Here is a 20,029-nt window from a genome sequence, read left to right on the forward strand (position 1 = left end):
CCGCGGGCGGTTTTTGCCGTTGGTGAGCGCGGGGCCGTGGCGCGTGCACTTGGCTAGGCGCTCGGGCTGATTGTCCGCCGGCCCGGGGGGGGCGGAATCGCGCCCCGCGCCGCCGCCGGGGCCGGCGAAAGCATCGTCAAGGCCTTGAAACCCGAGCCCGGCGAGATTGCCCGCATTCGGACCACCAGCGGCCTTGGCGTGCATATCGTCTCACTGCGAGCGGGCGCGCGGACCCTGCCCTATTTTCGGGTCACCACCCGCTTCACGCCGAGCGCGCCGACCCGGCTGCCGTTCGTGCCGCGCGATCTCTACCCGCTCGATCGCCATGATGAGCCGCTGGGGGCTAATGGCCGCGTCCACGCGGTGCAGCGCGGACTGAATGCCGGGCTGCTCTATTTCGAGCTCGACGACCCCGCGGCCGGCAGTTTTTTCTATTTCCAGAACCTGACCGCACTCAATGATTATTGCCGCGCGACAGGAACCAGACCCGAGGATGTCGTCGGAGGTGAGTGGCCCTCGCTCGGACTGCTGCTTCCGGTCCCTCCGCCCGGCGAGGACGATGTCGAGCCGCTCGCCGCAGGCAAGGAGATCATCCTGTCCGATGCAATCCTGCTCTGCCGTCCCGACGGGCCGAGCGACGAGCGCGACCGGGGACGCCACTTTCTCCAGCTGCTCGGCGGCGCCTATCAGCTGCTCGATCTGCCGCCGACCGAGTTTCGCGACTGGACGCTGCGCGCCAAGCAGACGCTGCGTGATCTCGACGAAGCGCCGGAGGCGACGATCCGTCACTATGGGCATCGCTACATCCATCCTTACACGGCCGCCGAATATCCCGACGTCATGGTTCAGATGTCGATCGTCCAGGCGATCCATGACTGGGGAAAATGGGGCGGCACGCCGCACCCGCTCGAAGCCGAGTTCAAGGCGGGCGTCAGCAAATTCTGGGATCCGAAGCTGCAGACGCTGCGGCGCTATCTCCCCAATGTCGGCGACGACAAGGACGCCGATGCGGTGGATAGCTGGTATCTCTATCATCCGCTGCTCAACCTTGGGCGGCTTGCGCAGGACGGCGATGCGCAGGCCCGCACCTTGTTCCTGAAGTCGATGGATTATGCGATCAAGGCGGCGCGGCACTTCGAATATAAATGGCCGATCCAATATAAGGTCACCGACTTTTCGGTGATCACCGAGACCGCGGGGGCCGACGGGCGCGGTCAGACCGATGTCGGCGGCGTCTTTGCCTGGGTGATGCTGCAGGCGTTCGAGCTCACCGACGACAAGCGCTTTCTCGACGAGGCGCGCGCCGCGATCGACGCTGCGATCGGACTCGGTTTCGGGATCAATTATCAGGCCAATCTCACCGCATGGGGCGCCGCGGCGTGCATGCGATTGTGGCGGATCACCAACCGCGACGTCTATCGCGACCAGAGCTACGTGTATCTCGCGAGCTTTTTCCACAACAGCGAGATCTGGGAAAGCGCGCTGGGCCATGCGGTCCATTATCGCAACTTTCTCGGCGTAACCTGCCTGCAAGATGCACCCTATATGGCGATCTACGAATGTTTCGACAGCTTCTCGGCGTTCGAACATTATCTCGACGACAGCGGCCCCGATCTCGAACCTGCGGCGCGGATGCTGATCTCGGAATATTGCAAATATGCGCTCGATCGTGCCTGGTTCTACTATCCCGATACGCTGCCGCCCGAGGTAATCGCCAGTGAGCAACGCGAAAACAACGGCCATATCGATCGCAGCCTCGCCTTTCCGCTCGAGGATCTCTATCCCGACGGGCAGGCCGCGGGCCAGGTTGGCCAGGAGATTTACGGCGCCGGCGCGGCGTTCGTGTTCGCAACGCGCGCATTCCACCGGATCGAGGATGCGCCCTTCCTCCTCTACTGCGACCATTTCGTGCGCGCGATGGAGCGCACCGACACCGCGGCGGTCTCCATCACCCTCGATGGCGGCGAAACCTGCACCGCGCGTCTGAGTGTCGTGCGCGCGAAGCGCCGCAAGCTCCCGCAAACCCATGTCGCCACGGTCGATGGCGACGTGCTGCGCCCGAACGCCGCGAGCGCCGATCGCATCGATTATTTTGTGCCCGCGAACGGCCGCCTTGTCCTCCGCTGGGAGGTCTGAGCGCGCGCCGGTGTTTAAGCGAGACAAAATGGTTCGATCGAAAAAGGAGAAAATGATGGCAAATGCAGCCCCGCCGCCAACCGATGCCAGGACGTCAGGATTCAGCAAGCTGCTCGGCGTCGCCGTACTCGGCGCGCTGGTCTGGTTCACGCGCAAGAAAGCGCCCGAAACGGCAAAAGGCGACAGTCACGCTGCGGCGTTCGCTGACCAGGAAACCGACGTCGACAATTTTGACCAGACCCGCTCGGCAGGACCCGAGGGCATGCGCTCGGAGTCGCGGCGGACGTGGGACCGCGTCGACCAAGCCGCGGACGAGTCTTTCCCGGCCAGCGATCCGCCGGCATATTGAGCGCGCCGCGATGGCAAAGGACATCTCGACTCTGGCAGCAATCCTGGACAGAGCGCCGGCCGCGCCGCCACCGCTGCGGCTGACTTACACGCTGCGCTACGATGATGATGCGTTCGGGGTGTCGAAGCGGATCGAGTTTGAGGCCGCCAGCCCGGCGACGGCGCTGGAAATCGCGCAGGGCGAAGCCAGGGGCCGTGAGGCGCTACTGCTTGTCGACGGCCTGCCGCTTTGCCGCCTGTCAAAAGGCGCTGACGCAGAACCCCCGTTTTGGATCCTTGTGCCTCCGAACGCTGCGCGGAGGTCGGCATGAGCGATGCGCGCAAACCGACTTCCGATCAGGCGTCCTGCTTTACCTTCGCGTCCCGGTCCTCTTCGGCGCGCCGCAGGCGGGTCGCTTCCTCGGTGCGCCGGATTTCTGCGCGCGAGCGGCGATTGTGCAGCATCGCCCAACCCAGCACCAGCACGAAAAGGATCGGTCCGACGATGGTGATCAGGGTCCATTCCATGATTCTGCTCCATTCCCACAGGCTTTGTCCGTCAACGAGCGAGGCGAGCAAATGCTGCCTGCGGCGCGCAAAGGGAAAAAATCGCGTCGGGCCGCCGGGCGGCGGAACTGTGCCGGTCGGCGGGCGTCGTTCCACCATGGGGGGCGGCCGCTGCGGCCGGCTCTTGCCCGGCCCGCGAACCGCCCGCCCGCAAAGACGGCAGGAGAGGATCGATCATGATCGACGAAAATGACGCGCACACCAAAATGCCCGAACTCAAGGGCCGCCGTGCGATCGTCACCGGCGGGACGACGGGAATCGGCCGAGCCATCGCGGTCCTGCTCGCCAGTCATGGCGTGAAGCTATTCATCTGCGGGCGGACGCCCGAGCATCTGGACGATGCGTTGCAGCGGATCCGCGAGGTGGGCGAAGGCGACGGGATCAATGTCGACCTGTCGATCAGGGAGGATGTCGACCGCTTTTTCGAAGCAGCGGACAGCTACCTCGGCGGTTTCGATATCGCGATCATCAATGCGGCGGTACCGGCCGCCGCGCTCGCCGACGCGGGCGAGAGCGAGATGCGCTACCAGCTCGATACCGATTTCAACGCCTATCTCGTCTGCGCTCAGGAAGCGGCGCGGCGGATGAAGGGCGGGAGCGACATCATCTTCATCGGTTCGATGTCGGCGGTTTCGCAAAAGCCCGGCAGCTCGATCTATGTCGCAGCAAAGGCGGGCATTCAGGGTTTTGTTCCCGCATTCCGCAAGGAGTTGGCCGAGGAGGATATCAAGGTCGGGCTGATCGAACCGGGCTTCACCGGCGCCGACTTCCAATATCCCGAATTCCCGCCCGACAAGCAGAAAGCGCTCATCGGCGAGCACAAGATGCTGCGCGCCGAGGATATCGCGGTTGCGGCGCATTTCATGCTGAGCCAGCCGCGGCGTACCGCGGTTTCGCTGATCCGCGTCGAAACGCGGCTCGAACATCCCTGACCCCCAAATCCAAGGAGACGATCATGTCGACCAATATTCTCACCGGAAACAAGAGCCCGGCCATCCTGCTCGGCGCCGCCGCGGCGGGATTTGTCGTTGGCCTCGCGGCGAACTTCGGCCGCAAGGCAGTGGTTCAGGGGATGACCGCCGCGCAAGGCGAGTGGGACGAAGGCCTCAAGGCCGAACACCGACTGACGCTCCGGCTTTTCGATGCCATCGAGAAGACCGACGCATCGCAGACCTGGAAGCGCGGCATGCTGCTCACGCAGCTCAAACATGCGCTCGCCAAACATGCCTATGAAGAAGAAAATGTCGTATATCCCGCGATGCGCGACCATGGCCAGGTCGAGGATGCCGATCAGCTCGTCCACGACCACGGCTATGTGAAGCAATATCTCTATGACCTTGGCGAGATGCCGACCGCCGATCCCGAATGGATTGCAAAGGTCCGCGAATTTCGCCGCGAAATCGAGGCCCATATCGCGCAGGAGGAAGACGCGCTGTTCCCGCGCCTGCGCGCCGCGCTCGGCAAGGAGGGCAATGCCCATGTCACCGCCGAAATGAACAAGGCTGGCTTCGCCGCCGCCTGATCCCAGAAAAGCGAAGGACAAACGCCATGAGTGACAGCAACCCACGCGACCCGCTTGACGACGCCCGGCCCGATTCCCAACCGCGCGCCCCTGCTCCCGGTTCGCTTCCGCAGCAGAAAGTCGAAGACCGCGAGAATGTCGGCACCGCGACCCCCGAGGATTATCCTGAACGCGATCGCAAGGACGGCGACATCACCGCCGCTCGCAACCGCGGCAAAAGGGCCAATAAGCAAGGCAGCGGTCCGGTCACTGGAAGCGGTGCGGGCGCCGGCGGCGGCGGCAATCCCGAGGATTATGACGACGATGCGCAGGGTGGCGGCGGCCACATGCCGAGCGCGGCCGACCATGGACCGAAGACGGGCGCCGATGCCCCCGTCGGCGGCAGCCGCTAGGTAGACCCCCGCGCTCCGCGGCGAGCATGTCCTTCGCGCTATGCGGTACGCTGACTGCTTGCCTCCCGCGCAGGACGCGGCCCCGGCGACCGCTTCCAAGCTTGTGCCCCATGCGCGAAAGACCTTTCGCTGGCAGCCGCATGGCTCTCATGCGAAGGCGCAACGACAATGGGTCCGCGGAGTTGTATCGCCATGGACATAACTGCTGCAACGCCCACCGCGCCAGATGGCATAGAAGAGCCCCTTGCCCAGTCGCGCTTTTGGGACCGCCACGCGAGCCCCATCTCATTTATCGTCCTCGGTGGCCTACTTGTCGCGGCGGTGGCAGGCGTATTTGGCGGACAGCCAAGCCCACGTGTCGAGGCAGACTTCGGCGCCGCAACAATGCGTGTTCAAATGCCCACCGTCATCCGCAACGGCGAATTTCTGGAAACCTTGATCGAAATCCGCGCGAACACTGCGGTCGAAGATGCGACCCTCGCGATCGAAACAGATCTTTGGCGCGACATTACGATCAATACGATGATTCCCGCGGCGACTGAGGAGACATTTAAGAACGGCGAATATCGGTTTGCCTATGGCCCGCTTGCGGAAGGGGAAGCCCTGCGCGTCAAGATAGACGGGCAAATCAATCCGCCTCTCTTTGGAGGCAATGCGGGATTCATTGCCCTCTATGACGGCGAACGCTTGGTCGGGCGACGGCAATTCCGGATCAAGGTTCACCCCTGATGGATATCGTCCTGCGTGCGACCGCGATGTTCGTGCTTCTCTATGTGCTAATCCGCCTGCTGGGAAAGCGCGAACTTGGCCAGATGACCCCGTTCGAACTTGTCCTGCTTGTCGTGATGGGCGACTTGATTCAACAAGGGGTTACGCACAACGATTTCAGCCTCACGGGCGGAATGCTCGCGATCGGAACCTTCGCTTTTTGGGCGCTGACGCTGAGCTGGGCAACATATCTCTTCCCGAAGCTCAAAAACATGCTGGATGGAGAGCCCCGCGTGATTGTTAAATATGGCACGATCATCGAGGCGAACCTTCGTCGCGATCGCCTTACGCGGGACGAAATTTTTTCGGAAATGCGCCTCGCCGGCATCGCCCGGCTGGCCGACGTCGAATGGGCGATCCTCGAGCCCCAGGGCAAGATCAGCTTCATCGCTCGCGGCAGCGCACCGGCCCCGCAGCAGGATGAAGGAGACGCGGTGTGAGACCCCAGGGCGCCGGCGCCCGGACCGCTGGTCAGTGAGGCGGCGCGCCTTCGCCGACCAGCAATGCTTCGATGTCCGCCAATGGACGGTCGGTCATCTCTTTGACATGCTCACCGAGAATTCGCTTCGTCACCTCCTTATGCCAGAGCGGGCGCAGTTCCCCCATAGTGCGAGCCGGCGCCACGACCACGAGCGCATCAAGGCGACCGGCCAACACCATGGAATTGATCGTTTTTGCAAGATCCTGAGCAAAACGGTCTTCCTCCTGTTGATGGAAATCCGGCTCACCCATCGTCCCACCAGACAATCCTGTTCCGCGCGGTGCTGGCGACTGACCCGATGGGGCGGTTTTGATATCACTGTTTTTTCGGTCCTCGCGCTCCTCGTGCGATGCGGTCCGTAAATCGATCTGCTGAGCATTTCCCTGGTTACGCAGAAACAGGGCCTTGCGGCCATCGGCGACCAAGACAAGGGTATCGTGTGGGAGATTCATCACTAGCTCCTTCCATTCAGGGGCAACGCACCGGGCGCCGCTGAAGTTTCAGAAGTTGGATTCTTGGCTATATGACTTCGCCTGTGAGGCAGCGCTCCGCGCAATGCGGTGCGGACGGAAGTCTCCGGGGGTCTTTTGATCCATTAGCCGCGCGCGACATCCCCGCTGGATCTCTTGTTCACCCGCCCCTCCATGACTGCTGCCGCCCCGCACATTCTCCGTCATCCGACAAGTTTCCGACGGCGATTATCCGTTACCTTCACAGGTACGCAAATTGTTGTCGCGTTCTGACCTTTTAAACCCCGCGCATCAGCCCAGGTGCAAGCGGCGCGAGTTCGCGGGCCAGATAGCCAATCGGCCCCATCCTCTCAGACAATCGGCGTCCGGCTTCGCCATGGAGCCAGATGCCCCAAGCGGCTGCCCGGAGCGGAGAAAGTCCCTGCGCGCCCAGTCCTGCGATCAGCCCGGCCAGCACGTCGCCCGAACCGCTTACCGCGAGGCCCAACCCCCCGCCGGCATAGGCAAGGCAATTGCCCTCCCCCATCAAATGGCTCGTCGCGCCCTTGACCATGACCGCGGCGCCGTAGCGTTCGGCCGCTTGGGCAAGCGCGCCGAGCGGATCGCGCGCCACGCTGTCCTTGTCTGCGCCAAGCATGGCCGCGAGTTCGCCCGCATGCGGGGTCAGCACGCTATGGTCGCCGCGAGCCAATATAGCTTCGGCATGTTCGCTTGCTGCACGCAGCGCGGCGGCGTCGAGAAGCAGGAACATATCGCCAGGCAGCGCGGGCAAGAGCGCGGCAAGCAGCTGGCGAACGATATCTTCGTCAATCATCGCCGGGCCGAAGACGATGGCATCATGACCGGCCATTTCCGCAAGCAGCAAATCGGCGCTCTCGGGTGCGATTTCTCCATTTGCGGTTTCGGGCAGGGCAACGACGGCGCATGCTGGACAAGCCACGCCGATTGCGATTGCCGCCGATGCAATTGTGGCAATCGTCACCTTGCCGGCACCGGCGCGGAAGGCTGCCTCGGCGGTGAGCAACATTCCGCCGGGAACCCTGCGGCAGCCGCCGATGACCAGCACACGGCCGCGGCCATTCTTGTCGATATTGTCTTGATGATCAGGAAGCGGGTGCGCCTTGAGCCAGACGGAATCGAGCGCGATTGGGTCAGCCACGCGCTGCGACCATGGCATCAGGTTCGCGGGTCACCGGAACGTCATCCTTCATCGGAGCCGTGACATTATAGCGGACGAGTTCGAGATGACCGTCACCCCCGGTTTTGGGGTGGAAACGATATTCGGTGATTGCACAATTGGCGACATCGCCTTTTTGGTCGATTGCCAGGATTTCCGCTTCACCGAGATTTTCGATGATGGTCCGCAGGCAGAGCACGACAACCTGGTGCGCGACGATCATCACCCGGCGCCCACCATAGTGAAGCGACACCGTGTCGAGCAGCGAGCGCAGCCGCAAGATGACATCGCACCAGCTCTCGCCCCCCGGCGGGCGATGGTAAAATTTGCCGAGCAGGCTGCGATACTCGGCCTGGTCGGGATGTGTCGCCTCGATGCCCAGCCGCGTCAGACCATCGAGGATGCCGAACTCTTTCTCGCGGAGCCGCTCGTCGATGCAGATCGCGACATCCGACGCGCATCCTCCAGCCTTGCGAAAGATCTCGGCCGTTTGGACCGCGCGGACATAAGACGAAGCGAGCAGGATCTGGGGCCGTCCATCTTCCTTGCCGGCAGCAAACCATTCCCCGAGGGCGCGCGACTGCTCCTTTCCCAGCCGTGACAGGGGCACATCGACATCGCGGTGGTCCAGTTCAATGCGCTCGGCGCCGGCGGCATCGGCGGCATCGCGCGCGACATTGCCCGCGCTCTGCCCGTGGCGCACGACCCATAGTGTTGAGGGCCATCGCGGCGTCATAAAATTGTTTCTCGCATGACCGCAAAAACGCGGCAAGGGCCGACGGGTTGCCAAGCGCATAACCGACGGCAAGATTTGGCCGCGACGCGGCGCAGAGCATTTTGGTTGCCACATTGGCGCCAGATCAGGGGGCCCATCATCGAGTTGGTGGAATGCGCACAGGCGGCGCAAGCAAAGTCGGCCACCGCCGGCCACCTAAATTGGGCTTAACCGCTCAGGACGATCTGTCCCCGTCGATTTCCTCCAGCATCAGCTTCGGCAGCACAGCTGATCCCGGCAATTTGATGTCGTGAAGATGTTTCAGGCGGGCCGCAACGGCCGACCAGAAAGATGCCTCTTCGAACTGCTCCGCCGCCGTCAGGGCGTGGATTCGACGAGCGAGCTCGGCTTCCGCCCGATCGCCGTGTCGGCGCTCGGCCGCGCGCACCTCTGCCCAGATGTCTTTTTCAGAAAGCGATTTCACGTGGAGCGCCCCCTGTGATTCGGCGATTCCCGAGACCATTCTAGCATATGATTTTCAGGCGTGAAGCCAGCGGGCACAGCCCGCACGACATCGCGCCGAAAAAGCTTCAAGGCGCAGGCGCGACCGAGGCAGCAAGCGAGGCGCTTACCGTGTCGATCAGCGTAGCAGTCGCAACAATTTCCGTCGCCGACGACGTTGAAAACTCAATCCGTTTTCGACAATCACTTTTGGAACAATGTGTTTCGGGCTAGCGTATTGAAAGGAATCGAGAAGCTGACGGGACAGTCTGAGGCGGGCTCGCCGCAGGGCGCTCAGGACAAGGACCAAATAATGAGCGAACGCACCATTTTGCTGGTGGAAGACGAGTTTCTAATTCGCATGATGCTCAGCGAGTCCTTGCGCGAGGAAGGTTACACCGTCCTCGAAGCAAGCGACGGCGAAGAGGGTCTTGCCGTCCTGCAGTCCGGACAGCAGGTCGATCTGATGATCACCGACGTACGCATGCCCGGCGGGATCGATGGAATGGAGCTCACCCGCCGGTCCAACGCGCTTGCGCCGTCTCGCCCGGTGATTGTCTGTTCGGGCCATCTGGTGTCCAGTGAAGCGGCGCTCGCAGACGTTTTTCTCGCAAAGCCTTTTCCGGCGGAAACGCTGGTCAGGGCAGTCACCAAACTGATGGGAACCACATGGAAAACGGACTCGCAAACGCGCAGTGCCTGATCGTCGCGGACGGTGACGTTCTCATTCGCAATGCGTTGGCCGAATATCTTCGCCACTGCGGATACAAGGTGATTGAGGCAGCGAGTTCGGACGAAGTGTTCACCGCGCTGCGGCGCGGTACCGCCGACGTCGATGCCGTCCTCGCCGATGCCGAACTCAGGGGATCAGTCAATGCGTTCGAGCTCCCCATCCGGCTTCGCGAAGAATTTCCCGCAATATTGGTCGTGCTTGCCGGCGGCGTCGACGCCGCCGCCAAAGCCGCCGGGCAGCTCTGCGACGACGGGCCGCATCTGCGGCGCCCCTATGAGCCGGAAAAAGTGGTGTCGCACATCAAGCGCCTGTTGGCCGCCGCCAAACGCCAGGCTCGCTGATGTTCCGCGGGACAAAGAAACTTCCCGCCTTTGTCGTCATGCCGGCTGAATTCACTGCCACCGGTTGAAGGTTTTTTTCAGCGTGCATGGAATGGCAAGAAGGGATCGCGCCCGTTCTGTCTGGCAGATCGATTACGGGTTTCGGTAGCGAAGGATCTCGGGCGGAATCCACATGGCGCTTCTGCAACCAAATTTCGGTTTCGGCATTTTCGAACCATTCGCGGACTATGGTTGGGAAAGGGAATGATCGATGCGGACAATCGAGATTTGGCCTGACGAAATCGAAGGTGGTGATACCGAGCGCGGTGGCGCAACCTATGCCACGATGCGTTTCATCGACCACGACGCCGAGACAGCGGTCGTGGTCTTTCTCCAGCAGGAAGCCGAGCGCGGCATGATTGCAGATCTCTATGGCTGGGCGCAAAGCCGCGGCATGACCGGCAGGTCAAACTGACAAGCGTGACAGCCGCTCCGCGGCAGCGCGATCATTGGTCACCGCTTCGCTGCCAGCGACATTGCGCGTTTGCCCCTTCTCCTTGCGGAGTGCCGGTGGCCGTGGACGATTGCGCGTTTGCTTATTATTGCTTATTATGAAGCCCACTGACGCCATTCATTGCAACCCATGTTAATCGCGTGCAACTCACGAAGCGCTTGTCGGTTTTCCGTGCATGCTTCAACCGACCAACGACAGCAATCATCCTCTTGCAGCCCGCTTCGATGCCTTTGTGCGCGACCCGGCCTTTCCATGCGTTGGCGCCAAGTCCGCACTTGCGAAAGGCCAGATTCGGATCGTCGTCGGGCGCGATATGCGATCGGCTTGGGACGATCTGCGCATCTATCCCAACCTGCTCGACCTGGCCTGGAGTTACGCGCGCGAGCCGACGCTTTTCCAATCGCTGGCGGTGATATTTGAGGAAGATAGTGGCCTTGGCGAAGCAGAATTCGAGCATTGCTTGTGGGAGCGGCTGGAGTCGCTCACCCACAAAGACGACTGGCATGGCCAGCCCGCCGATCCGCGCGTCAGCGCCAATCCGGCCGACCCCCATTTTTCATTGAGCTTCGGCGGCGAAGCCTTCTTCGTGGTCGGCCTCCATCCCCGCGCGAGCCGTCCGGCGCGGCGCTTCGAACGGCCTGCCTTGATCTTCAATCTGCACGATCAGTTCGAGCAGCTGCGTACCAGCGGTGTCTATGACAAGCTGCGCAATACGATCATTGCGCGCGACATTGAACTTGCGGGCAATGCCAACCCGATGCTCGCGCGCCATGGGACAATTTCCGAAGCACGGCAATATTCGGGCCGGGCGGTCGATGCCGACTGGGTTTGTCCCTTCGCGGGACGCAGCGATCCTGACGCATCGCGCAATCCGCTGGCCGGACGCGGCGACTAGGTCGCGGCGCAGCCAGACTGCGCGGCGACGGGCGCGTCATCTCGATTAAGGCGATATCCGTACGGCAAGATCACTTCGCCACACGAGATCAGGCCGCAGCGGATATTGCCGGTCCGCAGGGACGGCAAGCCGAAGCGCTCTTCGCTGAAAATCGATCAGCCGGTCGCAAGCGGGTGAAGTCCCGAGGGGCCGGCCATCCCCGGTCGCCTGGTGCGATCGGCTGGCTTCAGGATTGCCTTGGCGCACCGGGCGCGCGCAGGCTCGGCCAGCGCTTGCAATCGCCAGTCTTTCGGAGCGTGCCAGTTTCTCGGACAGGTGCCAGGATGCGGGTGCTGCCAACGTGGTTCTTCGCTCGCGCCCGCGCCGATCCCGGTCCAGCATGATGGTCCTCGCGTCCCCTTCCTTTTCCTCGGCTGGGTCGGCGCCCTTGGCTATTTGGCGCGGCGGCGACCATCGGTTACGGCCCAGCTATGCGCGATGCTCCCATTCTCTACGGTTTTTGCAGCTGCCCGTTTGCGACGCGCGCTGCCGAACTTCACCGGATCCGGCCGCGCGCCGCGGTTAGGCGCGTCGCGGGTCTAGGCTATGGTTAAATCATCGGTGCGGCTTTGCGCGATCGCGCGGAAGCTCGCGGGAGCTTTTGGGACCATGACGCGTTAATGGCGGAAGGATCGCATGATGGCCAATGGTTGGGCGCGCGACGGCGCCGTGCAGGAACAAATCGACGACACCGTGTCCGACGCGGTCCAGGCGGCGCGCGCGCGGCTACCCTTCGGCGGCGGCACCACCTGGTGCGAGGATTGCGGGGAAGAAATCCCGCAAGCGCGGCGAACGGCCCTGCCAGGAAGTCGCACATGCGTTAGCTGCCAATCGCAGCGCGACGCGGCGGTGCGCTCGGCGGGCTTCAACCGGCGCGGCAGCAAAGACAGCCAGCTGCGATGAACTTCCCGGGTGGCAATCGCAGCAATTCCTTTGAACAATTTGCGCGCCAGGGCGTTGTTTAAGGCGATGAGCCTCTTGAACACCTTTCTGAGCCAAACGAAGCTCGAACTCATCTTCGTTCGCCGCCTCATGGCCGATGTGGAAGCAGGTACGCTTGCCCCGTCGCTTGGCATGACGCGCGAGCACGCGATGGCGATGCTGGCTGAAACTGCCGCCGAGCGCGCTGCGGCGATTGACCGCCTCGCGCCGCTCGCCACGCCGGATTCTCCCGAGACGCAGAACTAGCTTTTGGCGCGATGGCACCGCTGCCAAGGCTCAGGCCGGTGGTTGGAACTAAGGCCCGTCGACGTTCCCGGGCGGAGGATCGAATGGCTGGCATTACGCGCGGCGGCACGGCGGCGATCCAGCCTGCCCCGGAACTTTTGCCAGGGAACGGCGTTACCGATTTATCCATGCAAGATGATTTGGCGGCGACTTTCCGCTCCTCTGGCGCTTGCGCGCGGGAGGTGACGGGATCGTGTCTTTGAAGGGAAAATGACAATGTTCAAATGGGCCATCATATTCGCGGTAATCGCGCTCGTTGCGGCGCTGCTCGGCTTCGGCGGCATCGCCGGGCTGTCGGCCGACTTTGCCAAGATTCTGCTTGTCATTGCGGTAGTGCTGGTCGTGCTCGGCTTCGTGTTCGGTCGCGGCGGGCGGCGAACGCTACCCTGATGTAGCGGGTTCGCGAGCGCCCCCCCCTTCGCTCGCGAAGCTGCTTCGGTGTCGGCTGCTGCAGGGCCGCCGACACCTTTATTTCCTCAAAGTCGACGTCAAGCGCCATGCCTCGCGAAGTCAGCAGCGTTGTCGAATATATGCCTAGAGAGTTATGACATGCGCTCACTTCTCGTCCTTGCCCTGTCGACCGCCTGCCTGTCGGCCTGTGCTGACAAGAATGAAGCTGCCGAAGACCAGCTCGAGAAGGCGGCAGAGACCAGCGCAAGGGTGGCGGGATCTCTCCCCGCGGCGCTAGGGCTGAGTGAAGCCCAACTGCTCGATGCCGATCTCGTCGACGCCAGGGGCACGGAACTTGGCGACATTGCACAAATCCTACGAGGACCCGACGACAAGGTCGATCGCCTGCTCGTTGAAATCGAAGACAGCAATCCCGACCGTTATGTCCATGTGCCCATTACCGGTTTGAAAACGCGCGTAAGAGGGAAGGATACCGATCTCGTGACCACGATGACCAAGGTTGAAATCGCGGCGCTGCCTGAGGTGAAACTGCCCACTCCCTAATTCAGTGGGCAGCCGCCATCGGCTCCAAGCAACGGAGGCCGTCCATGGATAATCGAACAGACTGCCCTCGCTGCAACGATCGCCATGCCGTCGCCGGCGTCAATGCGAGCACAATGGCTGCGTGCTGCTACGTTGGAACCTTGAAAAGCCGACGCCGCGTGACTCGTGAATGATCGGGAACCAGCAACTTTTGAAAGCGGCGCGCCGGCGCGGTTCGCTCGCTCTGGGCGGTTTCAGCGACCCCGTCGCACCGCGTTCGAGTCGGCGGGCCAGATGCAGCCATCAATGACCCGCGCAGGTTCCGCTTTGATCCAGCATCCAGTCACACCCGACGGGCGATATTTTGTCGCGCGCGGCAGGCTTTGGCGCTTGTCGGACCCGACGTTGAGCGAGGGGGAACGGGAGCGCCTTGTAGGCGCTCTGATGAAAGCTCGTCGTGCTGTCGGTGCGGCGAAGATGTCGGGCAATACGCTGGCGGAGCGCAACGCGAGAGCCACGGTTGACCAGACAAAACGAGCACTTGGCGAACGAGGACCAGTTTGGTGGGACGATGGCGCGCCCGATTATAATCGGCAAATGGCGCGCAGCACGCCTTATGCAACCTGGTTCAAAGGCCTGTCGTGAACGAGGTCAACGACAGTTCCGGGATGACTGGCATGAACGAGATGGGCCTTTTTATCGGCGACCGGTTCCCGGCAGCGAGTGGGGACCAACCTGCCACTGATTCTGCCCATCACGCGTCCGCGGCCGCGGCATGAAGCTTTTCTCAATCTATAGCGGCGGCGAAATGCAAGGCGCCAACATCTACGTGCATGACGAAGACGATCCGATTGTGCTCCTATCCGCGGCCGAGATAATCGAAGAAGCGAGCTATAATGTGCTTTAGGCCGGCAACGCCGACGAAGCCCTGAGGCTGCTCGAGACCCGTCCAGACATTCGGATCATCTTACCGATATCGAGATGCCCGGATCTATGGACGGCGTGAAGCTGGCCGTCTGCGTTCGCGAGCGCTGGCCAACGGCCGCGATCATCGTCACATCGGGCCGCATTGCCGCAAGCGAGATCGTCTTGCCGGTAGGCAGCCTGTTTCTTCCCACTCTATCGTCCGCAAGAGTTGATCGCTTGTCTGGGGACCTTTGCCTGAAGTTTTGCTGCCGCCGCTCAAAAGGGCGCATTCGGCAGCGCGGGCTCGGTGCTTGCCAGAAGCACGCTCTTCCTTATGACGGTGGACGCGCCGCCAACCGTCGCCGCGTGATCGGGATATGGGTTCCATATATGAAACTGGGTAAGCCAGCACCCTTGGGGCGCGACGCGCGCGCCAATCGTGCTATCATTGTCCTGCTTGGTGTCGGCTTTGCGGCACTTCTCTTCGCGGCAGCGGCGGTGTTCTGGGTCCAGCGCGACAATGAAGCGAGCGCGGCGCTTGTATCGCATACGCTCGCGGTCGAGGTGCGTCTCGGGGGTTTCGCGAGTTCCAACGAGCGGCTGGAGACCGCGCGCCGCGGCCTGCTACTGACCGGCAATCCCGCCTTTGCCACGATCATGGGCGAGGCAGAGGTCAGCGCGCGCAAGAACCTGGCGGCTATGATGGATCTCACCCGCGACAATCCGACGCAGCAGCAGCGCACTGCGAGATTGCGCGCTTTGCTCGATGCCTACGGCACCTATCACCGCCGTTCGGTGCAGCTCACCGGCGCGGCGCGGCAGGAAATGCTCGCGAATTTCATGAACGACACCGGCGTCGGGTACGTCCGCGAGGCGCGCCGCGTCGTCGAAACAATGTTGGACGAGGAACTGCGCCTGCTCCGGAGCCGAGAGGCGCGACAGAAGCAGACGCAGTTTCTCTTCACCGCCACGCTCGCCGGCACCGGTCTGTTGATCCTGATCGTTGCCGCCGCGACGCTCTTCCTCGTGCGCCGAAATCTGGCCGAGCTTCGGGATTCGCGGGAGGAGCTCAACAATTTGAACGCGGGTCTCGAACAGCTTGTCGATGCCCGGACCGCCGAACTCCAGCGCGCGAACAGCGAGATCCAGCGTTTTGCCTACATCGTCTCGCACGATCTGCGATCCCCCCTCGTCAATGTCATGGGATTCACCGCCGAGCTTGAGGCGGCGCGCAAGGCGATTGCGGGCTATATCGAGCGGAGCGACGCCGAAGGCTGGGCCGCACCCGACCGCGACACCCGCCTCGCGATCGATGAGGATTTGCCGGAGGCAATCGGTTTCATCCGCAGCTCGACACAGAAAATGGATCGGCTGATCAATGCGATCCTGCAGCTGTCGCGGCAGGGTCGTCGCACGCTCGCCCCCGAGCACCTCGATCTCACTGCGATCGCAAGCGGGATCAGCGACAGCCTGCATCACCGCGTCGAGGAAACCGGCACCACGCTCACTATCGAGCCCCTCCCCCCGGTCGTCAACGACCGCGTCGCGGTCGAACAGATTCTGTCGAACCTGATCGAAAATGCGCTGAAATATCTGAAACCGGGCGTGAAGGGCCAAATCGGGGTCACGGGTCGCACCGAATATGGCCGCGTCATCGTCGAGGTCAGCGACAATGGCCGCGGAATTGACCCCCGGGACCATGAGCGGATATTCGATCTGTTTCGGCGCTCGGGGGCGCAGGATCAACCCGGCGAAGGCATCGGCCTTGCACATGCGCGGGCGCTCGCTTATCGCCTCGGCGGATTCATCGAAGTGGCATCGGCATTGGGGGAAGGGTCGACCTTCCGCCTGATCTTGCCGAGCGAATGGCGAGGCGGGAATGGCGATGACTGAACACCAACCAGTCAATATTGTGATGATCGAGGATGACGAAGGCCATGCGCGGCTGATTGAAAAGAATATCAGGCGCGCCGGGATTTCGAATACGATCCATCATTTTACCGATGGCGGCACTGCGCTCGCCTTTCTCCACGATGCCGACGAGGGTCCGGTCCGCAACGGACCTGCGCTGATCCTTCTCGACCTCAACCTGCCTGACATGAGCGGCACCGATATTCTCGCCAAGATCAAAGCCGATGACAGCGCGCTGCGCCGAACGCCGGTCGTGGTGCTGACGACCACCGACGACAAGGTCGAAATCCAGCGCTGTTACGACCTCGGCTGCAACGTCTATATCACCAAGCCGGTAAACTATGAGAGCTTCGCGGATGCCATCCGTCAGCTCGGGCTGTTCCTCTCGGTGATCCAGGTCCCCGATCCGGACCCGATCTGACAATGGCGCCAAGGCGCATATTGTACATCGACGACGACGAAGGCATACGGCGCCTCGTCGCGCGCTCGCTCTCGCGCAAGGGCTATGAGGTGAGCCTGGCAGCGAGCGGCAGCGAAGGGCTGGCGCTGGTTGCAGGCGACAATTTCGACCTGGTTGCGGTCGATCATTACATGCCGGGGCTGGACGGGCTCCAGACGCTCGAGGCGCTGCGTGCGCTGCCTGCTTGCCCGCCGGTTGTTTATGTGACCGGATCGGAAGAAAGCCGTATCGCCGTGGCGGCGCTCAAATCGGGCGCCGACGATTATGTCGTGAAGTCGGTTGGCGAGGATTTCTTCAACCTCCTTGCGAGCAGCTTCGAACAGGTCCTTGAGCGCGCGCAGCTCAGGCAAGACCGCGAGCGGGCAGAGGCGGATCTCAGGGTAAGCAACGCCCGCCTCGAAGCCCTCCTCAAGGAAGTGAACCACCGCGTCGCCAATAACCTTCAGATGGTGATGTCGTTCATTGCGCTGCAGTCACGCACGCTCAGCGACGCCGGCGCGCGCGAAGCGCTCCAGCAGACGCAGCAGCGCATCGCGACGATCGCGCATGTGAACCGGCGGCTCTACACCAGCGACGACGTCGAATATGTCGCGATCGACGAGTATCTCGAAGGGCTTGCCGTCGATCTTGCCACCACTTGGTCAACGGGCGAGCGTTTGCGCACCGTTCGCGCCGAAGCGCCGCGGCTGAAAATCTCGACGGACAAGGCGGTCGCGCTAGGGATGATCGTCAATGAGTGGGTGAGCAATGCCTGTAAATATGCCTATGATGGCAGCACCGGCGAAGTCCGCATTTTGCTTTCGATCGACGACATGACGCTCGAGCTCGCAGTCGAGGATGATGGCGTCGGTTGGCCCGAAGGCGGTGCGGTGCGCGGAACCGGGCTGGGAACCCGGCTCATCTCCGCGCTTGCACGCCCGCACCGCGCGGAGATCCGCTACGAGAAAATGCACCCCGACCGCCGCACGCCCGGAACGCGCGCGGTGGCGAAACTGCCCTTGGCAAGCACCGACCTCTCCCCCATTCAAGCATGCACAAACAGGCTCTAAATGCTGCCCGCTCAGGTCGTTGTTCCCGCTGTCCGGCAGTGTTTCCGGGCATAGAAAATTGTGGCGCGGATTGGCGCGCCGACTAACTCAGGCATGTCCCTGCGTTGGAAAGGCCCATGACGACAAGCCGCGCGGCGCAAAGGGCGTCCAACAACCTTCGGCTTGCGCCAGCCGGTCAGCGACGGCGAAGATTACACTTGGATTGACCCCGAGGCCGCAGTGGCTGCCAAAGACCTCAATATTTTCCCGCTGCGCGCCCGTCGTCTCGCGGCAGACCTGCCAGGCACAAACGCCGTCGGATCGGCTGTAGAGCGCCGACGAGGGTATGGGGCATGGCGCGGCCAGCTCAGCGAGCAAGGCACGGTTGGCGCGATCGTCCCGCGCAGTGCCACTGACCATCTCGAAAATCTTGCCTGCATGGGTCGCCTTGCCCTTGTCCATGAAAGGCGACCCTAGCGTGATCAGCTGACGAACGTGCCCTGGCAAGCGCCGGGCGAGCAGGCGCGCATAGAGCCCGCCAAGACTCCAGCCCACCAGGCTCACCTTGCGCCCCGTTTCACCAGCCAGCGCCTCGACGCGCGCCTGAAGAAGTTCACCGCGCGAACCTACCGCGCGCGGTCCGCGGTTGCGCCCGAGACCCCACGCCCGGGCGTCAAAGCCGAGCCTGTCAAGGATGGCGCGAAGCGCAGCAGTCGACCGGTCTCCTGCAAGGAGGCCGGGCAGAACCAGAACGGGGTGTCCGTCACCGCGTGCGGCGCTGCGGAGAAGGCCCGGGATGCTCGCGGCGAGCAGGCCGAATTCCGACACGGCCCGCGGCAGCTCGGCCGCGGCGAGCCAGGGCGATGGCGGACGGGGCATTGCCGCACGTGCGGCGCTTTTACTTGCGTGGGTCATGGACCGACAACCGCCAGCCAAGGACATCGTTGCTCCAAATTGATCGAGGTTAATCGGAATTTCCGGATCGCAGCTACCGCAGGGGGGCCGAATTTCCAGAATTTTGGTACGATGTCGCGGCGCGCACGTCAGAGCGGAACGTCCATCGTCATCGCGGATTGAAGGAGTAGCATCAAGGGAGACGATCATGGCTGTACGACCCTATTGGAAGGGCCAAATCAGGCTGGCACTGGTCTCGATTCCGGTCGAAATCTATACTGCCACGAAAAGCGGCGCGACCATAGCTTTCAACCAGATTCACGAACCATCGGGCAAGCGCATCAAATATGAAAAGGTCGTGCCCGGCATCGGCCCGGTGGACGTCGACGAGATCGTCAAGGGCTTTGAATATGCCAAGGGCGAATATGTCATTCTGGACGAAGACGAGATTGAGGGGGTCAAGCTGGAAAGCAAGAAGACACTCGAACTGACCCAGTTCGTCGAGGCGCATGACATCGACGCAATCTATTTCGAAAAGCCCTATTATGTCGTGCCTGCCGACGACCTTGCTGAAGAGGCATTCATCGTCCTGCGCGAGGCGCTGCGCCGCAGCCGCAAGGTCGGGCTCGGGCAACTTGCGATGCGCGGCCGTGAATATGTCGTCAGCATCAAGCCGTGCGGGCGCGGTCTGGTCATGGAAACGCTGCGCTACGCCGATGAGGTGAACAAGGCCGCAAGCTATTTCCGTGATATCGGAGAAGGCGACCCTGATGAAGACCTGCTCGATCTCGCGACAACCTTGATCGACAAGAAGACCGGCAAATTCGATGCGAGCGATTTCCACGATCGTTACGTCGAGGCGCTGCGCGACCTCATCGAACGCAAGAAGAAGGGCAAGACACTCAATATCGAGAGCGAGGGCGGCGGCAGCGAGACGCGCGGCTCGAACGTCATCGACCTGATGGCAGCACTCAAGAAATCGGTGGGCGGTGCAAGCGCTGTCAAATCGAAAGCCGGCACCAAGAAAAGCGCTGCCAAGACCCCGGCCAAGAAGGCCGCGAAAACCCCTGCTCGCAAGCGCGCCTGATCGGCTGATCGATGCAGCGCGGCGGG

General features: G+C 62.4%; 29 protein-coding genes. 22 read left to right on the forward strand and 7 right to left on the reverse strand.

Translation table 11 applies throughout. The features are described 5' to 3' along the window. Positions 1-204: hypothetical protein (locus tag K0M74_RS11440; protein WP_293972145.1), on the reverse strand; the 204-nt coding region annotated here is incomplete at its 3' end. Between K0M74_RS11440 and K0M74_RS11445 the strand changes: the two genes are divergently transcribed. Genes K0M74_RS11445 through K0M74_RS11455 form a run of 3 tightly spaced genes read left to right on the forward strand, consistent with a single transcriptional unit; the run spans position 199 to position 2,795 of the window. Then, positions 199-2,136 (forward strand): hypothetical protein, encoded by a 1,938-nt coding sequence (locus tag K0M74_RS11445; protein ID WP_293972148.1) that lies wholly within the window; start codon positions 199-201, stop codon positions 2,134-2,136. The genes K0M74_RS11440 and K0M74_RS11445 overlap by 6 nt on opposite strands. A gap of 55 nt (positions 2,137-2,191) precedes the next feature. Then, positions 2,192-2,485 carry a hypothetical protein gene (locus K0M74_RS11450; RefSeq protein WP_293972151.1) on the forward strand — a complete coding sequence of 98 codons (294 nt, stop codon included), beginning with the start codon at positions 2,192-2,194 and terminating at the stop codon, positions 2,483-2,485. 10 nt (positions 2,486-2,495) lie between these two features. Continuing rightward, positions 2,496-2,795 (forward strand): hypothetical protein, encoded by a 300-nt coding sequence (locus K0M74_RS11455; protein ID WP_293972153.1) that lies wholly within the window; start codon positions 2,496-2,498, stop codon positions 2,793-2,795. Positions 2,796-2,820: 25 nt separating this feature from the next. On the opposite strand, the gene K0M74_RS11460 is transcribed toward K0M74_RS11455, so the two are convergent. Beyond that, on the reverse strand, positions 2,821-2,991 hold the full coding sequence (locus K0M74_RS11460) for a hypothetical protein (protein ID WP_293972156.1): 171 nt from the start codon (positions 2,989-2,991) through the stop codon (positions 2,821-2,823). Positions 2,992-3,206: 215 nt separating this feature from the next. Between K0M74_RS11460 and K0M74_RS11465 the strand changes: the two genes are divergently transcribed. The 5 genes from K0M74_RS11465 to K0M74_RS11485 all read left to right on the forward strand — a co-directional run bounded on the left by K0M74_RS11465 (position 3,207) and on the right by K0M74_RS11485 (position 6,152). Further along, complete coding sequence (locus K0M74_RS11465) at positions 3,207-3,962, forward strand: SDR family oxidoreductase (RefSeq protein WP_293972159.1); 756 nt, start codon at positions 3,207-3,209, stop codon at positions 3,960-3,962. 23 nt (positions 3,963-3,985) lie between these two features. After that, a complete protein-coding gene (locus K0M74_RS11470; RefSeq protein ID WP_293972162.1) occupies positions 3,986-4,552 on the forward strand; it encodes a hemerythrin domain-containing protein in 567 nt (188 codons plus the stop codon). A 26-nt stretch (positions 4,553-4,578) separates the two neighbouring features. Continuing rightward, a complete protein-coding gene (locus tag K0M74_RS11475) occupies positions 4,579-4,944 on the forward strand; it encodes a hypothetical protein (RefSeq protein ID WP_293972165.1) in 366 nt (121 codons plus the stop codon). Between the two features lie 192 nt (positions 4,945-5,136). Then, a complete protein-coding gene (locus tag K0M74_RS11480; protein WP_293972168.1) occupies positions 5,137-5,673 on the forward strand; it encodes a hypothetical protein in 537 nt (178 codons plus the stop codon). Next, positions 5,673-6,152 carry a DUF421 domain-containing protein gene (locus tag K0M74_RS11485; RefSeq protein ID WP_366932660.1) on the forward strand — a complete coding sequence of 160 codons (480 nt, stop codon included), beginning with the start codon at positions 5,673-5,675 and terminating at the stop codon, positions 6,150-6,152. The genes K0M74_RS11480 and K0M74_RS11485 overlap by 1 nt, the downstream gene beginning before the upstream one ends. Positions 6,153-6,183: 31 nt before the next feature. On the opposite strand, the gene K0M74_RS11490 is transcribed toward K0M74_RS11485, so the two are convergent. The 4 genes from K0M74_RS11490 to K0M74_RS11505 form a co-directional block, all read right to left on the reverse strand. Further along, a complete protein-coding gene (locus K0M74_RS11490) occupies positions 6,184-6,645 on the reverse strand; it encodes a host attachment family protein (protein ID WP_293972174.1) in 462 nt (153 codons plus the stop codon). A 295-nt stretch (positions 6,646-6,940) separates the two neighbouring features. Next, complete coding sequence (locus K0M74_RS11495) at positions 6,941-7,822, reverse strand: NAD(P)H-hydrate dehydratase (RefSeq protein ID WP_293972177.1); 882 nt, start codon at positions 7,820-7,822, stop codon at positions 6,941-6,943. Next, positions 7,815-8,576, reverse strand: a complete 762-nt coding sequence (locus tag K0M74_RS11500) for a histidine phosphatase family protein (RefSeq protein WP_293972180.1) — start codon at positions 8,574-8,576, stop codon at positions 7,815-7,817. The genes K0M74_RS11495 and K0M74_RS11500 overlap by 8 nt, the downstream gene beginning before the upstream one ends. Before the next feature lie 214 nt (positions 8,577-8,790). Next, positions 8,791-9,039 (reverse strand): hypothetical protein, encoded by a 249-nt coding sequence (locus K0M74_RS11505; RefSeq protein WP_293972183.1) that lies wholly within the window; start codon positions 9,037-9,039, stop codon positions 8,791-8,793. Positions 9,040-9,369: 330 nt separating this feature from the next. On the opposite strand from K0M74_RS11505, the gene K0M74_RS11510 reads away from it, so the two are divergent. The 13 genes from K0M74_RS11510 (at position 9,370) to K0M74_RS11570 (ending at position 18,043) form a co-directional block, all read left to right on the forward strand. After that, entirely contained in the window at positions 9,370-9,759 is a 390-nt protein-coding gene (locus K0M74_RS11510) for a response regulator (RefSeq protein ID WP_293972186.1), read from the forward strand. Beyond that, complete coding sequence (locus K0M74_RS11515; protein ID WP_293972189.1) at positions 9,726-10,130, forward strand: response regulator; 405 nt, start codon at positions 9,726-9,728, stop codon at positions 10,128-10,130. Before K0M74_RS11510 ends, K0M74_RS11515 begins: the two co-directional genes overlap by 34 nt. 250 nt (positions 10,131-10,380) lie before the next feature. After that, a complete protein-coding gene (locus K0M74_RS11520; RefSeq protein ID WP_293972192.1) occupies positions 10,381-10,584 on the forward strand; it encodes a hypothetical protein in 204 nt (67 codons plus the stop codon). Positions 10,585-10,798: 214 nt separating this feature from the next. Beyond that, a complete protein-coding gene (gene gntA / locus K0M74_RS11525) occupies positions 10,799-11,518 on the forward strand; it encodes a guanitoxin biosynthesis heme-dependent pre-guanitoxin N-hydroxylase GntA (protein WP_293972195.1) in 720 nt (239 codons plus the stop codon). Between the two features lie 678 nt (positions 11,519-12,196). Next, positions 12,197-12,460 (forward strand): DksA/TraR family C4-type zinc finger protein, encoded by a 264-nt coding sequence (locus tag K0M74_RS11530; protein WP_293972260.1) that lies wholly within the window; start codon positions 12,197-12,199, stop codon positions 12,458-12,460. A gap of 9 nt (positions 12,461-12,469) precedes the next feature. After that, a complete protein-coding gene (locus tag K0M74_RS11535; RefSeq protein WP_293972198.1) occupies positions 12,470-12,745 on the forward strand; it encodes a hypothetical protein in 276 nt (91 codons plus the stop codon). 255 nt (positions 12,746-13,000) lie between these two features. Continuing rightward, positions 13,001-13,174, forward strand: a complete 174-nt coding sequence (locus K0M74_RS11540) for a DUF1328 domain-containing protein (protein WP_293972200.1) — start codon at positions 13,001-13,003, stop codon at positions 13,172-13,174. Positions 13,175-13,333: 159 nt separating this feature from the next. After that, on the forward strand, positions 13,334-13,738 hold the full coding sequence (locus K0M74_RS11545; RefSeq protein WP_293972203.1) for a PRC-barrel domain containing protein: 405 nt from the start codon (positions 13,334-13,336) through the stop codon (positions 13,736-13,738). 423 nt (positions 13,739-14,161) lie between these two features. Next, a complete protein-coding gene (locus K0M74_RS19870; protein ID WP_366932661.1) occupies positions 14,162-14,362 on the forward strand; it encodes a hypothetical protein in 201 nt (66 codons plus the stop codon). Positions 14,363-14,492: 130 nt separating this feature from the next. After that, positions 14,493-14,624: a hypothetical protein gene (locus K0M74_RS11555; RefSeq protein WP_293972209.1), complete on the forward strand. Its 132-nt coding sequence runs from the start codon at positions 14,493-14,495 to the stop codon at positions 14,622-14,624. 389 nt (positions 14,625-15,013) lie between these two features. Then, entirely contained in the window at positions 15,014-16,516 is a 1,503-nt protein-coding gene (locus tag K0M74_RS11560; RefSeq protein ID WP_293972212.1) for an ATP-binding protein, read from the forward strand. Beyond that, positions 16,509-16,955 (forward strand): response regulator, encoded by a 447-nt coding sequence (locus tag K0M74_RS11565; protein WP_293972215.1) that lies wholly within the window; start codon positions 16,509-16,511, stop codon positions 16,953-16,955. The genes K0M74_RS11560 and K0M74_RS11565 overlap by 8 nt, the downstream gene beginning before the upstream one ends. 20 nt (positions 16,956-16,975) lie before the next feature. Further along, positions 16,976-18,043, forward strand: a complete 1,068-nt coding sequence (locus tag K0M74_RS11570; protein WP_293972218.1) for a response regulator — start codon at positions 16,976-16,978, stop codon at positions 18,041-18,043. An 87-nt stretch (positions 18,044-18,130) separates the two neighbouring features. On the opposite strand, the gene K0M74_RS11575 is transcribed toward K0M74_RS11570, so the two are convergent. Then, positions 18,131-18,901 carry an alpha/beta hydrolase gene (locus K0M74_RS11575; protein WP_293972221.1) on the reverse strand — a complete coding sequence of 257 codons (771 nt, stop codon included), beginning with the start codon at positions 18,899-18,901 and terminating at the stop codon, positions 18,131-18,133. A 223-nt stretch (positions 18,902-19,124) separates the two neighbouring features. Here K0M74_RS11575 and K0M74_RS11580 point away from each other — a divergent pair, with 223 nt between their 5' ends. Next, positions 19,125-20,003 carry a Ku protein gene (locus K0M74_RS11580; protein ID WP_293972224.1) on the forward strand — a complete coding sequence of 293 codons (879 nt, stop codon included), beginning with the start codon at positions 19,125-19,127 and terminating at the stop codon, positions 20,001-20,003. The last annotated feature ends 26 nt before the right edge of the window (positions 20,004-20,029 follow it).

The organism is Sphingopyxis sp., from assembly GCF_019459305.1.
Taxonomy (GTDB): Bacteria; Pseudomonadota; Alphaproteobacteria; order Sphingomonadales; family Sphingomonadaceae; genus Sphingopyxis.

What these genes read in the sequence shown, in the direction of transcription:
- K0M74_RS11450 (WP_293972151.1), top strand. Translation starts at nt 2,192, where the DNA reads ATGGCAAATGCAGCCCCGCCGCCAACCGATGCCAGGACGTCAGGATTC.
- K0M74_RS11455 (WP_293972153.1), top strand. Translation starts at nt 2,496, where the DNA reads ATGGCAAAGGACATCTCGACTCTGGCAGCAATCCTGGACAGAGCGCCG.
- K0M74_RS11460 (WP_293972156.1), bottom strand. Translation starts at nt 2,991, where the DNA reads ATGGAATGGACCCTGATCACCATCGTCGGACCGATCCTTTTCGTGCTG.
- K0M74_RS11465 (WP_293972159.1), top strand. Translation starts at nt 3,207, where the DNA reads ATGATCGACGAAAATGACGCGCACACCAAAATGCCCGAACTCAAGGGC.
- K0M74_RS11470 (WP_293972162.1), top strand. Translation starts at nt 3,986, where the DNA reads ATGTCGACCAATATTCTCACCGGAAACAAGAGCCCGGCCATCCTGCTC.
- K0M74_RS11475 (WP_293972165.1), top strand. Translation starts at nt 4,579, where the DNA reads ATGAGTGACAGCAACCCACGCGACCCGCTTGACGACGCCCGGCCCGAT.
- K0M74_RS11480 (WP_293972168.1), top strand. Translation starts at nt 5,137, where the DNA reads ATGGACATAACTGCTGCAACGCCCACCGCGCCAGATGGCATAGAAGAG.
- K0M74_RS11485 (WP_366932660.1), top strand. Translation starts at nt 5,673, where the DNA reads ATGGATATCGTCCTGCGTGCGACCGCGATGTTCGTGCTTCTCTATGTG.
- K0M74_RS11490 (WP_293972174.1), bottom strand. Translation starts at nt 6,645, where the DNA reads ATGAATCTCCCACACGATACCCTTGTCTTGGTCGCCGATGGCCGCAAG.
- K0M74_RS11500 (WP_293972180.1), bottom strand. Translation starts at nt 8,576, where the DNA reads ATGACGCCGCGATGGCCCTCAACACTATGGGTCGTGCGCCACGGGCAG.
- K0M74_RS11510 (WP_293972186.1), top strand. Translation starts at nt 9,370, where the DNA reads ATGAGCGAACGCACCATTTTGCTGGTGGAAGACGAGTTTCTAATTCGC.
- K0M74_RS11515 (WP_293972189.1), top strand. Translation starts at nt 9,726, where the DNA reads ATGGAAAACGGACTCGCAAACGCGCAGTGCCTGATCGTCGCGGACGGT.
- K0M74_RS11520 (WP_293972192.1), top strand. Translation starts at nt 10,381, where the DNA reads ATGCGGACAATCGAGATTTGGCCTGACGAAATCGAAGGTGGTGATACC.
- gntA (WP_293972195.1), top strand. Translation starts at nt 10,799, where the DNA reads ATGCTTCAACCGACCAACGACAGCAATCATCCTCTTGCAGCCCGCTTC.
- K0M74_RS11530 (WP_293972260.1), top strand. Translation starts at nt 12,197, where the DNA reads ATGGCCAATGGTTGGGCGCGCGACGGCGCCGTGCAGGAACAAATCGAC.
- K0M74_RS11540 (WP_293972200.1), top strand. Translation starts at nt 13,001, where the DNA reads ATGTTCAAATGGGCCATCATATTCGCGGTAATCGCGCTCGTTGCGGCG.
- K0M74_RS11545 (WP_293972203.1), top strand. Translation starts at nt 13,334, where the DNA reads ATGCGCTCACTTCTCGTCCTTGCCCTGTCGACCGCCTGCCTGTCGGCC.
- K0M74_RS19870 (WP_366932661.1), top strand. Translation starts at nt 14,162, where the DNA reads ATGAAAGCTCGTCGTGCTGTCGGTGCGGCGAAGATGTCGGGCAATACG.
- K0M74_RS11555 (WP_293972209.1), top strand. Translation starts at nt 14,493, where the DNA reads ATGAAGCTTTTCTCAATCTATAGCGGCGGCGAAATGCAAGGCGCCAAC.
- K0M74_RS11560 (WP_293972212.1), top strand. Translation starts at nt 15,014, where the DNA reads ATGAAACTGGGTAAGCCAGCACCCTTGGGGCGCGACGCGCGCGCCAAT.
- K0M74_RS11565 (WP_293972215.1), top strand. Translation starts at nt 16,509, where the DNA reads ATGACTGAACACCAACCAGTCAATATTGTGATGATCGAGGATGACGAA.
- K0M74_RS11575 (WP_293972221.1), bottom strand. Translation starts at nt 18,901, where the DNA reads ATGCCCCGTCCGCCATCGCCCTGGCTCGCCGCGGCCGAGCTGCCGCGG.
- K0M74_RS11580 (WP_293972224.1), top strand. Translation starts at nt 19,125, where the DNA reads ATGGCTGTACGACCCTATTGGAAGGGCCAAATCAGGCTGGCACTGGTC.